This window comes from Comamonas sp. 14P8.1.4 (assembly GCF_057799285.1).
The window spans coordinates 15,662-31,178 of sequence record NZ_JBYOKN010000006.1 but is presented as its reverse complement, the minus strand read 5'-3'; the positions used below and the strand labels follow the sequence as shown (position 1 = coordinate 31,178).

Sequence of the window (15,517 nt, the reverse complement as noted above, 5' to 3'; positions counted from 1 at the left end):
CACCACCTCTGGTATGAAAAAAGTATGAAAAACACATGCGCACAACAGCGCACTTTCATGGAGATAAGGTGGGGAGTCAAGAGTGATGAAGTCGTTTATTTTTTCATACTGCCTATGAAAAATCTACCTTGACATGGTGGGGGTCGTTGGTTCGAATCCAATCGCGCCTACCAAATACCGCAACCTTGACCAAAGTTTGCAAAAAAAGCCCGCTCAAAAGCGGGCTTTTTTTATGGCTATCTATATAGCAGCACGAGCAGCTGGCTACATCCAGCTTGGCTTGTAAGCGGCACCCTGATGCAACCATCCAGTCTGGTTTGTTACTCAAAACCCTGTTTGCATTGGTATTCCGCCAGGCTACGGACTCAGTGCAACCGGTGCTGCAACTACAGTGCCTTCAGTGGCAGATAGCAGACTTCAGCACACCAAACAACCGGTGGCTCGGCCTGAATGTTCAGATGCCATAGACATGTGCTCCAGCAGGACTGTGATTAGTGACTGAACCGGCGAGTTTCAAACTCTTGGACAAGGGTGAAGCCCCCCTGCCGCCCGCTCTAAAGAATGCACGCATCTGCAAAAGACACATCTTTAAACGTACCCAAAGCAGTCATTGCCGCCTGCTGCCGATTGTGGCTAGAGATCTGCAAACCCCAGACTGACTATCACTGCAAAAGTGTGGCGGAAACCAAGATGAATTGCATCAAACGACGGTGCACGCGCGTAATGCCCTGCACGTCATGCCGACAAGCGGCATATCCGAGCAGCCATATTGAATCGGTTTACTGATTTTCACGGGCCTAGGGCTAAAGCCAAGACTGGATTTCGAATGTGACACCAAACCACATCAATTTATTTGCCAAAAATCCTTTGAAACTTTAAAAACACTTTAAATTTAATAAGAATTATTAATGAAATCAAATTTCATAGGAATATATACTTCAACAAAAATTCCACCACCATGCGCCGGTAAAATTTTCAGCCGACCTTTCACAGTAGTAATAATTCTTTTAACTATTGTCAACCCCAAGCCGGCCCCATGAGTAGATGAAATTTTTCGCCAGAATCTCTTCATTGACATTTCACAGTCTTCGATCGTCATCCCCGTTCCATAATCGCGAATTTTTATAGATAAACCATCGCATTCACCTATAGTCACATTTACATCTACCGGTTTACGGGCATCATTGCATCTAAATGCATTATTCATTAAATTAATAACAACACACCCTAACAATTTCATAGATAAAGGAGGTAATAAAACTAAATCTTCAACATTAGTTTTATTACTAACTTCGAATGAAAACTTAAATTCACTTGAATACCCTTGAGCAACAGCATTTTGTTTAGATAAAATTAATATTTCTTTAAACTCTGCCAAAAACTCTACAATACTCAATTTTTCTGAACAAATAACTCCTGAACTCTCGACTCGCGCCAATATCAAAAGTTGTTCAATCATTCCATGCATATGAGAAACACCTTTTTCCACATGCTCCAAAGATTCTTTTAATTTATTTAATTCTAAATAATCTCCATCCTGTCTATTTTTCAATTCTCGATCGAGAATTACTTGAGTCACCTGCACATGGGTTTTAATTGCGGTGAGAGGCGTTCGCAATTCATGTGCAGCATCTGATGTCCAGCGCTGCTCGTGCTCTAACGCGTCATGACTGCGTTTCAGCAATGCATTTAAGCTGCGCACCATAGGTGCCAATTCTTTGATATCTTGCCCCACGTCAATGGGGTGATCGTCTTGTGGCGGTCTGGCTTCCAAGGCTTTTCGAAGTCGGCCTAAAGGCTCCAATCCACGGGTAGCCAACCACCACGTCAGTGCCAACAAGCCCAGCAGCACCAGCACAAAAGGCAGCACCAATGCATAGGCAAACGATTGCACCAAATGCTCGCGCACATCTATGCGATCGGCCGTGGTGATGCGAATACCGTTGTCCTCCAGCACATAAGTACGCCACGGTTTACCGCCCTTGGTGATGGTGCCAAAACCCAGCTCCTGCAAATCGGTAAATCCGGGGCTGTTGTGGGTGCGGGCAATGGGCAGCAACTCGACCTCGCTACGCACCAAGCTAACCTCACACGCCACACCATCCCGAGAGATCACTGACGCCAGGTCCGAATGCTTGCCCGGCTGACTGGCCGCTTCGATTTGCGCTTGAGAAAACTGCCCCACGATGCCGGCCACCATGCGCGTCGAAGCAATCAAACGATCATCCAACACGTTTTGCAATTCATGGCGCATGCTGCCAAACATCCACGCAGCCGCCGCACTCCAGACCACGGCAATGGCGGTGCACAAAGTCAGCACCAAGCGTAGGCGTAAGCTTTTCATAGGCCCTCTTTGCAATACGCACCGCCTAGGCGAAAGCCCAAGCCACGCACGGTTTCCACCACGTCAACGCCCAGTTTCTTGCGCACATTGTGCACATGCACATTCACCGTATTGCTCCCCACCTCTTGCTCAAAACCGTACAAGCTATCGTGCAACTGCGCGGCGGCCAAAACCCGCCCATTGGCTTGCAGCAGCGCCCCCAACAAAGCCCACTCTCGGCGCGACAAGTCAACCTGCTGACCACTGACCCACGCCTCATGGGCCGCCGTATTTAAACGCAGCCCCGACCATTCCAGCCAATCACTGGCGCGCCCCGCCGCACGCCGGTGCAAGGCCTGCAAGCGCACCACCAGCTCTTGCAGATCAAACGGTTTGACCATGTAGTCATCAGAGCCCGATTGAAACCCTGCAATCTTGTCTTCCAATGTGCCTCGGGCCGTCAAAATCAAAATAGGCATATGCAAATTCTTGCCGCGCCACTGCGCCAGCAGTTGCAGCCCATCCCCGTCAGGCAGCCCCAAATCCAGCACGCACACATCAAATTGGCTGCTTGCCACTGACCGCTGCGCGGCGGCTGCGCTGTGAGCTACATCACACGTCAAACCATGCAGCTCCAGCCCCGCCTTGATGCCTGAGGCGACCAGCATGTTGTCTTCGACGATCAATACACGCATACGTTACCCATTCCGCTCAACTCCGAAAAAGCTCCCCTTGGGATTATGGGTGGAGCCTGCACAAAAAAGCCCACCGCATGCGGTGGGCAAACCAGTGCTCTGGTGCATGTAGCCACTGAAGGTTGGCAGTACCTATACCTTGCGCACGCTAACTGGCAAGCCTTGACGCACCACCGCACCAGAGACCCAGTCAATCCATACATTGTCTTTGGCAGGACGTGTAGGGTCTGCAAAGCCCAAGGTATTCAAATTCACCCCATTGCCATGCTGCGGGTTGGCATGCGTAGCCTTGCCATCCACCGTGTGTGCCACAGCCCCCAGTTGCTTGTGTCCATAGCCATACTCAATAGCAATCGCGCCCTTGGCAATGCCACTGCGCACCAGTGCCACGCCTTGCAGCTTCGCTCCGGGCGTTTGCACCTCAATGTGGTCGCCGTTAACAATGCCCAGCTTGGCCGCGTCGTCCACATGCAAGCTGATGGGATTGTGCGGGTGCACCTGGCGCAAGCGTGGTGCCGCAATCGACATAGAACTCATCAAGTTGGATTTGTACGAACTCATGGTCAACGGCCATTCGTTTTCCGGAAAGTGCTCGCGCATGCTGGAGCCATCCGCAAACCGCGTGGGGTACCAGGTGGGACAGCCGCTGTAACGCTCACCCGTCATGGAATGACGCATCTTGGCCAAGCCCTCATGCCAAAACTGCACGGGGAACTTGTGCGCCAGTTTGAGTTGATCGCCCTTCCACGCGTTCTCCAACTTGTCAAAGCGCCCGCCTCGACTCATTACCATGGCCACCCTGCGCACTTCTTCAGGCTTTAAGCGTTGCTCCATCGCAGGCACCCACTTTTGCAAGCCCGTCAGCGCAATGTCGTCGTCACTGGCCTCAGGTACAGGCTGGCCTGCTTGGTAGGCGATATTGCACATGCCGCGCAGATAAAAGTCTTCTGCGTTGTCCAAATCCAGTGGCTCGCCCTCTTTGGTCGACATGGCATTTTTGCCAAAACCGGGCAGCTCCAGCTGCTTGGCCAGCGTAAAGACAAAGCTCTCAAAGCTCACGGGACGGCCATCCGCAGTTTTTGCCGTGGCGGCATCCACCGTCGGCCAGCGCACCGTGCTGCTCTTAGCCACCACATCAGCCCACGGCGCACCCACCCCCCAGCTTTCGTAGGTAACGGTATCGGGCACGATGTAGTCGGCCAAGGCCGAGGTCTCGTTGATGAACGGGTCCACCGAGACAAACAACGGCAGCTTTTTCGGGTCTTTGATCGCCTGCGCCAAGGTGTTTTCAAAACCACAAACGGCGTACACCGGATTGCTCATGTGGTTGATCCACGCTTTCACCGGGTAGGGATAACCCAGCAAACCTGCCGCCAGCATTTCGCTGCTCATACCACCAGGGGCGGGATACCACGGTGCTTTGGCCGGGTACGGATTCTCGCCCGCTTCTTTTTTGCGTTTGAATTCTCTGGTTTTCTCATAAGGGAAGCGGGTACGCGACAGCGCCACCCCACTGGGTTTGACTGCGCCCTTGAATTGGGCAAAGTTGTAGCGCGGCCCTGGGCCAAAGGGCCCAAAGGGGCCCGCATCCAGCACCCAGCCGCCTTTGACGTTCAAATTACCAATCAGGTTATTGAGCATGGCAATTGCATAGGCGGTGTAAAAGCCTGCGCCGCTCATGGTGCCGCCGTGCGAATTTGCTACGGCCTGCTTGCCGTGGCTGGTGAACTCTTGGGCCAGCGCTTCAATCTCTGCCACGGGCACACCGCACACAGCCGCATATTCGTCCAGCGTCATGCGCTGTGCCTCTTCGCGCAGTTTCACCATGGCGGTGCACACCGGCAGTTCCACCTGCGTGGCTGATGCATCGTCTTTGGCAGGCACCTGCACCGTCACCTGCTTGTCTTGCACCCACAGCTCAGCAGCTTGGGCGCTGGTGTGCGGCACCAAGCTGCCGTCGGGCAGTTGCACCACAAACACATCCTCTGCGGGTGTTTTTTCATCCACCGCTTCAGGCATGGGCCAACCCATGTCAGCGCCGCGCAAAAACTGGCCGTAGCGTGGGTGCTTGGGCGCGTTGATCAGCAAGTGGGTCGCGTTGCTCCACGAGGCCTCACCCGCCGCAGCCATTGCCACGGGGCCGGGCTGGCTCAAAAAGTGGGCGTCGTAACGCTCTTGCTCGATGATCCAACGGATCATGCCCATCACCAGTGCAAAATCAGTAGCAGGCTTGATAGGCAACCAGCGGTTGTTGTCGCCCGAGGCATAGCTGGACGAAGTCGGCAACACGGGCGAGACCACCACATACTTGTACGTACTCTCTTGCCGTGACCGAGCCTCCGCCAGCTCACGGCCTTGGCGCTGGAAAGGGTTCCCCGCCTGCGCTGGTGCCGTACCAATGAACAAGCCAAAGCGTGAGTTTTTCCAGTCGGGTTTGCCGTGGGGCATGCCCGCAATGTCTCCCAGCGCCGCTGCAGTCCCCACGCGGTAACTTTGACCGCAATAGGCACCATGATTGGACACATTGACCGTGCCAAACGCTTGCTTAGCGAAACGGTTGATCAGCGGGGTGCGGCCTTCATTCGAGGCATCGGTCACCAGCAGTTGATTGGCCTTGGGGCCGTACTCCGGATTCTCTGCATCGATCAAGGTGGTCAGGTCACGGATGGCACGCAAACCATCCACATGCCCTTCGCCAAACAAATCCCCTCCCTCGGTGATTTCTTGGACCAGTTGCTCTAGCGAGATACTTTTCCACTGCCCCGCCCCACGCGGGCCCACGCGTTTGAGCGGGGTCAACACACGGTGCTCCGCCTTTTGGTGCGCCAGCATGGCCGAGCCGCGTGCACAACTGGTAGCGCGCCCTTCTAGCCCGTTGTCGCCGGCCAGCATGGCGTAGACCTCACGCACCGGCGTTTCCATCGGTGCGGGATTGGTCGTCGCCAGCGGGTGGTAAGGGTTGCCGGCAATGCGCAAGATGGTGTTGTGCTCAGTGTCTACGCGCACCCGCACGCCGCACTGCGTCCAGCAACCCAAGCAGCTGGATGGGCTGACCACCTGCCCAGGCTGCGTGGTCAGCTGACCGGTGACCAGGTCAATGCGAAATTCTGGTTGCAGCGAATTGCCACGCGTGGCACTGGCTGTGGGTGCGCCCGAGGTGCCGTCGATCAAGCCCTTGGCACCGCGTGCCATGGTTGACCCATAACCTGCCGCAAAAGCGGCCAGCCCCCCGGCCACGGCACCCCCACGCAGCAGCATGCGTCGGCGTGCGACATCGGGTTCATTGTGGGGGGCAGAAGTGTGTTTTTTGTCAGTCATGGTTGCCCTTTCAGGGCAGGAACCTGCAGTTTTCATAGCTGCAAGCACCCGTCAATATTGAGTTAGAGGCTAATTTCTTTCAAAGTCTTTCGATGACCAGGTTTAGGTTGCCGCGCGTGGGTTGTGGGCCGGAAACACCTCCAGCGCCCACGTAGCCATGGCCACCAAAGCCACGCACAAACCCGCGACACCCACCATGCCCAGCAAGCCATCACCGCCCCAAGGCATGTGGTACAGATACAGCCCTGCACCAAACTTGGGTACGCCCTGAACCCCCATGAACAGCGCCCAGCGGAAAGCCCACGCTGCACCAGCCAAACCCAACCCCAGTACCAAGGTGAAGCCCTTGGCTCCCAAACGCTGCTTACCGCGCAGCAAAGCGCCCTGCACCACCGCACCCAACACGGTAGAGCCCAGCATGGTCCAGCGCCACACCGGGAACTCCTCCACCAAGCGCATGGCTTCATTGAACGAAGGGCTCATGCCCAGCAAGCCGCTGCCCGCCCAAACCACCACCACCAACACCAGCAAAGCCGCCAGGCCCAAACCCACGCCGCGCAGCGCCTGCAAAGCACGCATATCCGGGCGCAGGGCTGCGGGCAAAAAGCGCTCTACCACCAAAGCCACGCCCACCGCAGCCAACCACCCTGTGAGCGCCAAATTCACAGGCACCCACAGCGTGTTCCACAAGGGGCGCGAGCGCACCACCATCATTTCGGCACCGCTGTACACCGTAATCGACAGCGCAGACAACACCAGCAGCGGTGCCAACCAGCGCATCCAGCGCTGTTTACCCTGCCACCAGCTGGCGCACATCGCCGCTGCCAAAACCACAAACAAAGGCAGCAACACCGCACCACGCGACATCCACGACCAAGGCGTGAAATACGCATAAAAATGCCAAAACCGTGCGGGCTGGTGCAAGTCCGCCAACAGAGACACAGGGGCAGCCAAGCCGCTGACAGCCAGCGTCAGCACCGCTACCGGCAGCATCCCGTGCAAGGCACTGCCGTCTCGGCCAAACGCACAGGCGCTCACCAGCAATGCAGCACCAGTGGCCACGCCCACCAAAAAGAAATATTGCACCGCCCAAGGCAGCCACGCGACTTCGTAGTGCGGGGTCAAGAGTTCAATAATTTGCATACAAGCCTCCTGTGGATTCAGTGGTCCGACAGCAAGCGCACGCTGGCTTGCCCATCTATGCCATTCACAAACGCATCCGGCAAGCCGATGTAGAACACGCGCGGCTGCGTCTTCATACCGGGCTTGAGCACCTTGATCTCATCCGGGTGCTGTGCCATGCGCTGGTTGATTTCGCTGTGCGGATCGTTCAAATCCCCAATCACGCGTGCGCCACCCACACAGCTTTCAACGCAAGCGGGCAGTAAACCGACGTCCAGCCGGTGCTCACAGAACGTGCACTTGTCAGCGGTTTGGGTCTCGTGGTTGATAAAGCGGGCGTCATACGGGCAGGCTTGCACGCAGTAGCCGCAGCCCACACAGCGCTCGTTGTCTACCAGCACAATGCCATCCGTACGCTGAAAGGTCGCCTGCACCGGGCACACCGGCACGCACGGAGGGCTGTCACAGTGATTGCACAAGCGTGGCAAGCTCACCATGGCTGGGGCAGTGCCATCGTCTTGATTGACTTCGTACTGCAGCACCGTGGTGCGGAACTGGCCAATCGGTGGCTGGTTTTCGACCGAGCAACTCACCGTGCACGCTTGACAGCCAATGCACTTGCGCATATCCACCAGCATGCCAAAACGCTTGCCCTCCATTCCGGGGTGGCGAGTGGGCTGAAACTCAGGTTCGACAGGGACCGCTTGCGCCGTACCGCCCAAACCCAAGCCCGTTGCCACAGCCAGCAACTCTTGCAAAAAAGTGCGTTTACTGCTGTGAGATGATTTTGTGGGATTGCGGTTTTCATTCATATTGAAAATCCGTTTATTAATGAAATAAACCTATTTTCAAAGAGAAACCAATTACGCAGAACTGAGATATGTCAATCAGTACAATTTATTATTTCTCGATTAATTTTATAAAAACTTTTTATTTTAACAAAAAACAAATTAAGAAAGTATTAAGAGAAATAAAGCAAAACTAATATTAATCCAAAAATATTATCAAGATAAATAATAATTTAGTTATTACATCTTCTGTAACAGGCTAGCCGTATCGATTACTCATTTCTTGTTTTTTACTGGAACTTAGAAAGTTCACCTGGATTGCGATTTGCAAGCTGTGTACTTCACACATCCAAGAAAAGCCGCCATACGCCACGCGTTCGACGTGGATGCCTATGGCGTCTGTTGCACTTGAGCACTTCCATCGCAACCCGTTAATACCTGCGGCAAGCCGCCTTCCGCCAGCGCATGCAACATGGCTTGCCACGCGGCCTCACTGCCAATGCGGTGCATGGGCGGCAGGGCCTGCACCAGGCGTCGGCCGTAGCCCTTGGTGCGCAGTCGCGTATCTGCCACCACCAAAATACCGGTATCTGTTTCCCTGCGGATCAGGCGACCCGCGCCTTGCTTGAGTGCCATGGCTGCCTCGGGCAGCATGTAGTCGCCAAAAGGACTGCGGCCCACCGCCTCCAGTTGACGCGAGCGCGCTTCTACCAACGGGTCATCCGGCGGAGGGAAAGGCAGCTTGTCGATGACCACCAGTTGCAGCGCATCGCCCGGAATATCCACCCCCTCCCAGAAAGTGGAGGAAGCCACCAGCACACAACCCCGGCCATTGACCGTACCTGCACGAAAACGCTCCATCAGCATGTGCTTGGGGCCTTGCCCCTGAACCAGCACATCCATGGGCTCCAGCAGGCCAAAGCGCTGCTGCAGCTGCGCTCCGATGGCTTGCAGCGCCTTCAGCGTCGTGGTCAGCACCAAGGTGCGGCCACCCAAAGCGGCTGCACCATCACCGGCCAGCTGCGCCACGGCAGCGCTGTGCGCTGCTTGCTGCGCAGGCTCCGGAAAGCTTTCCGGTACATACAGCACTGCCTGGTGCGCGTAATCGAACGGACTCTCCACCCGCAACACCTGTGCCTGGCGCAAACCGCAGGTTTCAATGAACCAGCGCAGATCCGCATCGTCTCCCAGCGTGGCCGAAGTAAAAACCCATGCTTTGCGGCCAGCCGATGCCTGCGGCTCACCCTCGGGCGGTGCGTCATCACCCCCAATGTGTGTGCGCATCAGGCGTGCAATGTTCAGGGGAGACTCCATCAACCGCAGATGCTGGCGCGTCACCTCCAGCCAGCGCACCGCATCATCGGGCACCGGCTGGGCAAAGCTGGCCAGCTGTGACAGCAGGCGTGCGCCGCGCTCGTACAGCGGCACCAGTGCATGGGCGGTTTCGGCCACCTTGGCCAGTGCCAGCAACAAGGCCCGCAAGGACTGCCCCACCGCATGCAGGCCGCGCCGCCAGGCTTGTTCGGGCACATGTTCGGGGGCGGCCCCCAGCCAGCGCAAACGTGTACCGGGCGCACAGTCACCCGCTACAGCGCGCCATATGTTGATGGCCTGCTCCAGCTGACCCAGCAACTCCATCCAGTCTGCCAAGCCGCGCGCGTGCAAGGTCACATCGCCCAAAACATCTTTGATGAATCCCTGCAACTGCCGTGTGCCCAGAGCCCAGCCGGCGAACTGAATTCCGGTTTCATTGAGCTGGTGGGCCTCATCCAAGATCACCACCCCTGCCGATGGCAGCAACTGCGCCACACCAGAGTCTCGCACCTCCATGTCGGCGAAGAACAGGTGGTGATTGACCACGCAAATGTCAGCCTCCAAGGCTTGAGCCCGTGCGGTATTGACGTGGCACTGCTCCCAATGCGCGCAACTGCTGCCCACGCAGTTGTCTTTGGTGGAGGTCACCATGGCCGCTACGGTGGAGTTTTCTGCCAGCCCCGACAGCTCCGCCATATCGCCCGTGCGAGTGCCATGCGACCAGTCTTGCACACGGGCTAGCACGCGCAGCACCTGGGGATCCAGCGGTGTTTTGTTTTGGTGTACCTGCGCCAGACGGTGCAGGCACAGGTAGCTGGAACGCCCCTTCAAGCGCGCCACACGAAGCGGCAACCCCAGCGCCTGTACCAGACGCGGCAGATCGCGCAGGTACAGCTGATCTTGCAAGGCCTTGGTGGCCGTCGAGATCACCACCCGCTCACCGCTGAGCAAGGCGGGCACCAGGTAAGAGAAGGTTTTACCCACGCCCGTACCCGCTTCAACCACCAGCACCCCGCCCTCTCCAATCGTCTCGGCCACCGCCATGGCCATCGCGGCCTGGCCGGTGCGCGGTCGAAAATGCGGCTCCGCACGTGCCAGCCAGCCGTCCTCTGTGAAGGCGGCAGCAACTTGGTCGTGCAAATTCATGGCCAATGCGGGTTGGTTCAAAAACAAGAGCTGTTGGCGCTTTTAATTAGTGGAGTTCAGCCTTTTATAGATCTGAAACCCAACGCTTACAAGCGCTAGCTGCTCTGCTTTTTATGGTTTTGGAGGTGGTGACAGCATGTCTGGCACAGGCAGCGGCGCACCCTTGCGCTTGGCAATGTCGTCGGCCTTGCTGGCGCGGTGCTGCGCTGCAGCTTCCAGTTTTTCTTGGTGCGCTTGCACCGCCTGGGCACGCTCTTGCGTTTGCGCCGCCTGCTTATCTGCCGCCGTGGCTTCATGCGCTTGCACGCGGCGGGCTTGCTCTGCCGCACGCTGCTGCGCCTCGGCCTGCCGCGCGCCAGTATTCAACTTGCCCGTGCCTTCACGCGGTGTGACGGTGACTACCGGCACGGTTTTCTCACGCTGCTTTTTCTCGATTTCGCGCAGGCGCTCACTGGCTTTTTCCTGGCGCTCTTTGCTGTTGACGCGCAATTCACGATCGCGCAGCACATTGCCCTCGTTGCGCGCCATCGTGCGCGCCTTGCTCAGGCAGCGCTCTACCGCAAAGCGTTGCCAGCATTCTTTTTCAGCCGCTACCTTGCGCGCTTCCACCTCACGCCGCACCTGGGCAATCTCGGCGCGCTCTTTCTCGCGGGCCGCTGCACGCTGCTGTAACTGCGCAGCGCGGGCCGCTTCATCCGGCTCCGCGCTCTGGGCATGCGCCGCCAGGGTCAGTGCGCTGAGTGCGAGTGCGCTGCAAGTACGAAAGAGCAAGGAAGAAAAATTCATAGCGATGCGATCAAGTCAACCCGGTATCCACCACCCGACGCTCGAGTGCAAGGAATTCCTGCGATTGCATTTCATTGAGGCGAGACACTGTGCGCGGAAACTCATGCGCCAGCGGCCCTTCGGTGTACAGCTGCTCGGGCGGCACTGCGGCCGACATGATGAGCTTGACACGGCGGTCATACAGAACATCCACCAGCCAGGTAAAGCGGCGCGCGGGGGAAGCCATGTTCACGGGCATATAGGGCACGTTCGACAGCAGCACGGTGTGGAATTGGCTGGCAATTTCCAGATAGTCGTTTTGCGAGCGCGGGCCGCCGCACAGCTCGCGGAAATCAAACCAGATCACGCCACCGGCGCGGCGCAGCGCGGGAATCTCACGGGATTCGATCTTGAACACCGGTTTTTCGTCCGGCACATCCATCAGCTGCTCAAACGCTTCGGTCATGGAGGCATCCGCCTGCGCGCCCAAAGGACAGTGGTAGAGCTGGACCATCTCCAGCGTGCGGCGACGGTAGTCCGTGCCGTTATCCACATTCACCACATCCATGCGCGCATTGAGCAGATCAATCGCCGGCAAGATGCGGTCGCGGTGCAGGCCATCGGGGTACAGCCCATCCGGCGTGAAGTTGGATGTGGTGACAAAGCCCACGCCGTTGTCAAACAAAGACACCAGCAGGCGGTGCAAGATCATGGCATCCGTGATGTCTGCCACATGGAATTCGTCAAAGCAAATCAGCTTGTAGCGCTTGGCAATTTTGGCGCCCAAGGCATCCAGCGGGTTTTGCGTGCCCTGCAGCACGTGCAGCTCACGGTGCACCTCGCGCATGAATTCGTGAAAGTGCAGCCGCACCTTGCGCTTGATGGGCACGGCATTGAAAAAGCAGTCCATCAAAAAGCTTTTGCCCCGCCCTACCCCGCCGTACATATAGACGCCACGCGGAATATCAGGCTTTTGGAAAATCTTCTTGAGCGCGTTGGAGCGCTTGGACTTGTAGGCCGCCCAGTCGTCGGCGCAACGCTGCAACGCATCCACAGCGCGCAGCTGAGCGGGGTCGGCGGTGAAGCCTTTCGCGGCGAGTTCGGCCTCGTAGGCCGCACGGACAGACAGACTCATGCTCATCCAGCTTTCTTACCCTGTTTAGGCGCCAGAAAGGCGGCCCAAACAGGACTCTTCAAAACAATAGCGCCAAGCGCAGGCAAAACCTGGGCTTGGCAGCTATTTTGCTTCTAAATTGAATTAGAAGTTCAGCGTACGCTTATCCACTGCCAAAGCCGCTTCCTTGGTCGATTCCGACAGCGAAGGGTGTGCATGGCAAATACGGGCGATGTCTTCCGACGATGCCTTGAACTCCATGGCCACCACAGCTTCGGAGATCAGCTCGGACACCATCGGGCCCACCATGTGCACGCCCAGGATTTCGTCGGTCTCTGCATCGGCAATGAACTTCACCATACCGGTGGTGTCGCCCAGTGCGCGCGCACGGCCATTGGCCAGGAAGGGGAACGAGCCGGCCTTGTACTTCACGCCATCGGCCTTCAGTTGCTGCTCGGTACGGCCCACCCATGCCACTTCAGGGCTGGTGTAGATCACGGATGGGAGGGTAGCAAAGTTCACATGACCATGTTGGTCAGCGATGCGTTCGGCCACGGCCACCGCCTCTTCCTCGGCCTTGTGCGCCAGCATGGGGCCACGCACCACGTCACCCACGGCCCACACGCCAGGCAGATTGGTCTTGCACTCGTCGTCGACCACGATCATGCCGCGCTCGTCAATGTTCAAGCCCACAGCCGCTGCATTCAGGCCGTTCGTGTTGGCGGTACGACCGATCGAGACGATCAGTTTGTCCACGTCCAGGGTTTGGGCTTCGCCCTTGGCGTTGGTGTATTCCACCTTCACGCCCTTGCCGGATGTGTCCACATTGCCAATCTTCACGCCCAGCTCGATCTTCAGACCTTGCTTGTCGAACGCCTTCTTGGCTTCCTTGGCGATCTGCTCGTCCACCGCAGGCAAGAACTTGTCCATGCCTTCTAGCACGGTCACTTCCGTACCCAGACGGCGCCACACGGAGCCCATTTCCAGACCAATCACGCCAGCGCCAATCAGTGCCAGCTTCTTGGGTGCAGCACCAATGTCCAGCGCGCCGTCGTTGGACAGCACTTTTTGCTCGTCAAACGGCAGGCCGGGCAATGCACGTGCGTTAGAGCCTGTGGCCACCACGATTTGAGGCGCCACCAAGGTTTCTTCGGCCTTGCCAGCCACCTTGATCTCGTAGCCGCCCTCCACGGCCTTACTGAACGCAGCAGTGCCGTGGAAGAAAGTGACCTTGTTCTTCTTGAACAGGTACAGGATGCCGTCGTTGTTTTGTTTGACGATGGCGTTCTTGCGCTCAATCATCTTGGCCACGTCCATGGACACTTCACCGGTGCTAATGCCGTGGTCGGCAAAGTGCAGCTTGGCGTGTTCGAAGTGTTCAGACGACTGCAGCAGTGCCTTGGAAGGAATGCAACCCACATTGGTGCAAGTGCCGCCGGGTGCAGGTGTGCCTGCCTTGGTGGACCATGCATCAATACATGCCACGTTCTTGCCCAGCTGGGCGGCGCGGATGGCGGCGATGTAACCGCCAGGGCCGGCGCCGATCACGATAACGTCAAATTGCTTGCTCATAGCTTAAAAATCTCTTGAATTCAGTGCTTGAAAAAACCCACCGCAGGGCGTGGCCAAGGGTGGGTTTTCATCGGAGGTGCGAACCCTGTGTGAATTACAGGTCGAACAGCAGGCGCGATGGGTCTTCCAGCGCTTCCTTCATGGCCACCAGGCCCAGCACAGCTTCGCGGCCGTCGATGATGCGGTGGTCATACGACATGGCAAAGTAGTTCATGGGGCGAACCACCACTTGGCCGTTTTCCACCACAGCGCGGTCCTTGGTGGCGTGCACGCCCAAGATGGCGGATTGTGGGGGGTTGATGATGGGGGTAGACATCATCGAGCCGAAAGTACCGCCATTGGAGATGGAGAAGGTACCGCCAGTCATTTCTTCAATGCCCAGCTTGCCGTCTGCAGCCTTCTTGCCGAATTCAGCGATCTTCTTTTCGATGTCGGCAAAGCTCATCTGGTCGGCGTTGCGCAGGATGGGCACCACCAGGCCACGGGGCGAGCCCACAGCGATACCGATGTCGAAGTAACCATGGTAGACGATGTCATTGCCGTCCACCGACGCGTTCAGCACGGGGTACTTCTTCAAGGCGTGCACTGCAGCCTTCACGAAGAAGGACATGAAGCCCAGCTTCACGCCGTGTTCCTTGGTGAAGTCGTCCTGGAACTTCTTGCGCAGGGCCATCACGGGGGCCATGTTCACTTCGTTGAACGTGGTCAGGATCGCGTTGGTGGATTGCGACTGCAGCAGACGCTCGGCCACGCGAGCGCGCAGACGGGTCATGGCCACGCGCTGCTCTGGGCGACCCGACAGGTCTTCCTTGGCAGCAGGTGCAGCCACTTGGGGCAGCGCAGCCTTGGGTGCGCCGGTAGGAATGGTTGCACCAGCCTTGATGGCAGACAGGGCATCACCCTTGGTCACGCGGCCATCCTTGCCTGTGCCAGCCACGCTGGCAGCAGACAGGTTGTTTTCAGCCAGCAACTTGGCAGCAGCAGGCATCGCCACATCGCCCTTGTTGGCGGCTGCAGCAGGAGCAGCAGCTGGCGCGGCTGCGGGTGCAGCGGCCGCCGCAGGAGCGGCTGCAGCACCGGCCACAGCGGCAGTGTCAATCTTGGCGATCAGCTGCTCGGTGGTCACGGTTGCGCCGTCACCTTGCACGATTTCAACCAGTACACCGGCGGAAGGTGCAGGCACTTCCAGCACCACCTTGTCGGTTTCGATCTCGATCAGGATTTCATCGACGGCCACGGCTTCGCCGGCCTTCTTCTTCCAAGTCATCATGGTCGCTTCTGCGATGGACTCAGACAGCTGGGGAACTTTTACTTCTACGATTGCCATTTTGAATTCTTTCCAAAAAGTGGGAGGCCCTCT

General features: G+C 57.3%; 11 protein-coding genes and 1 tRNA gene. 2 read left to right on the top strand and 10 right to left on the bottom strand.

Going from position 1 to position 15,517, the window contains the following annotated elements:
* Window positions 1–66 precede the first annotated feature (66 nt).
* Together AC27VO_RS11275 and AC27VO_RS11270 are read left to right on the top strand one after the other, a co-directional pair.
* Window positions 67–173, top strand: a tRNA-Val gene (locus AC27VO_RS11275).
* A 102-nt stretch (window positions 174–275) separates the two neighbouring features.
* Complete coding sequence (locus tag AC27VO_RS11270; protein ID WP_488666813.1) at window positions 276–467, top strand: transposase; 192 nt, start codon at window positions 276–278, stop codon at window positions 465–467.
* 425 nt (window positions 468–892) lie between these two features.
* Here the strand turns inward: AC27VO_RS11270 and AC27VO_RS11265 are convergent, their stop codons facing one another.
* From AC27VO_RS11265 to odhB, 10 genes are all read right to left on the bottom strand, one after another.
* On the bottom strand, window positions 893–2,344 hold the full coding sequence (locus AC27VO_RS11265; RefSeq protein ID WP_488666812.1) for an ATP-binding protein: 1,452 nt from the start codon (window positions 2,342–2,344) through the stop codon (window positions 893–895).
* Window positions 2,341–3,018 (bottom strand): response regulator, encoded by a 678-nt coding sequence (locus AC27VO_RS11260; protein ID WP_488666811.1) that lies wholly within the window; start codon window positions 3,016–3,018, stop codon window positions 2,341–2,343. Before AC27VO_RS11260 ends, AC27VO_RS11265 begins: the two co-directional genes overlap by 4 nt.
* Before the next feature lie 132 nt (window positions 3,019–3,150).
* Window positions 3,151–6,336 carry a tetrathionate reductase subunit A gene (locus AC27VO_RS11255; RefSeq protein WP_488666810.1) on the bottom strand — a complete coding sequence of 1,062 codons (3,186 nt, stop codon included), beginning with the start codon at window positions 6,334–6,336 and terminating at the stop codon, window positions 3,151–3,153.
* Between the two features lie 102 nt (window positions 6,337–6,438).
* Window positions 6,439–7,479 (bottom strand): NrfD/PsrC family molybdoenzyme membrane anchor subunit, encoded by a 1,041-nt coding sequence (nrfD, locus tag AC27VO_RS11250; protein ID WP_488666809.1) that lies wholly within the window; start codon window positions 7,477–7,479, stop codon window positions 6,439–6,441.
* A gap of 17 nt (window positions 7,480–7,496) precedes the next feature.
* Complete coding sequence (gene dsrO / locus AC27VO_RS11245) at window positions 7,497–8,270, bottom strand: sulfate reduction electron transfer complex DsrMKJOP subunit DsrO (RefSeq protein ID WP_488666808.1); 774 nt, start codon at window positions 8,268–8,270, stop codon at window positions 7,497–7,499.
* Between the two features lie 366 nt (window positions 8,271–8,636).
* Window positions 8,637–10,706, bottom strand: a complete 2,070-nt coding sequence (gene yoaA, locus AC27VO_RS11240; protein WP_488666807.1) for a DNA repair helicase YoaA — start codon at window positions 10,704–10,706, stop codon at window positions 8,637–8,639.
* Between the two features lie 111 nt (window positions 10,707–10,817).
* Window positions 10,818–11,492 (bottom strand): hypothetical protein, encoded by a 675-nt coding sequence (locus AC27VO_RS11235; protein WP_488666806.1) that lies wholly within the window; start codon window positions 11,490–11,492, stop codon window positions 10,818–10,820.
* Between the two features lie 10 nt (window positions 11,493–11,502).
* Entirely contained in the window at window positions 11,503–12,600 is a 1,098-nt protein-coding gene (zapE, locus tag AC27VO_RS11230; RefSeq protein WP_488666887.1) for a cell division protein ZapE, read from the bottom strand.
* 129 nt (window positions 12,601–12,729) lie between these two features.
* The gene (gene lpdA, locus AC27VO_RS11225; protein WP_488666805.1) at window positions 12,730–14,157 is read right to left on the bottom strand and encodes a dihydrolipoyl dehydrogenase; all 1,428 of its coding nucleotides are present in this window, start codon (window positions 14,155–14,157) and stop codon (window positions 12,730–12,732) included.
* Window positions 14,158–14,251: 94 nt separating this feature from the next.
* Window positions 14,252–15,484 carry a 2-oxoglutarate dehydrogenase complex dihydrolipoyllysine-residue succinyltransferase gene (gene odhB / locus AC27VO_RS11220; RefSeq protein ID WP_488666804.1) on the bottom strand — a complete coding sequence of 411 codons (1,233 nt, stop codon included), beginning with the start codon at window positions 15,482–15,484 and terminating at the stop codon, window positions 14,252–14,254.
* Window positions 15,485–15,517: the final 33 nt, after the last annotated feature.

Excerpts from the sequence above, each read along its gene's own strand:
- AC27VO_RS11265 (WP_488666812.1), bottom strand. The coding sequence starts at position 2,344 with ATGAAAAGCTTACGCCTACGCTTGGTGCTGACTTTGTGCACCGCCATT.
- AC27VO_RS11260 (WP_488666811.1), bottom strand. The coding sequence starts at position 3,018 with ATGCGTGTATTGATCGTCGAAGACAACATGCTGGTCGCCTCAGGCATC.
- AC27VO_RS11255 (WP_488666810.1), bottom strand. The coding sequence starts at position 6,336 with ATGACTGACAAAAAACACACTTCTGCCCCCCACAATGAACCCGATGTC.
- nrfD (WP_488666809.1), bottom strand. The coding sequence starts at position 7,479 with ATGCAAATTATTGAACTCTTGACCCCGCACTACGAAGTCGCGTGGCTG.
- dsrO (WP_488666808.1), bottom strand. The coding sequence starts at position 8,270 with ATGAATGAAAACCGCAATCCCACAAAATCATCTCACAGCAGTAAACGC.
- yoaA (WP_488666807.1), bottom strand. The coding sequence starts at position 10,706 with ATGAATTTGCACGACCAAGTTGCTGCCGCCTTCACAGAGGACGGCTGG.
- AC27VO_RS11235 (WP_488666806.1), bottom strand. The coding sequence starts at position 11,492 with ATGAATTTTTCTTCCTTGCTCTTTCGTACTTGCAGCGCACTCGCACTC.
- lpdA (WP_488666805.1), bottom strand. The coding sequence starts at position 14,157 with ATGAGCAAGCAATTTGACGTTATCGTGATCGGCGCCGGCCCTGGCGGT.
- odhB (WP_488666804.1), bottom strand. The coding sequence starts at position 15,484 with ATGGCAATCGTAGAAGTAAAAGTTCCCCAGCTGTCTGAGTCCATCGCA.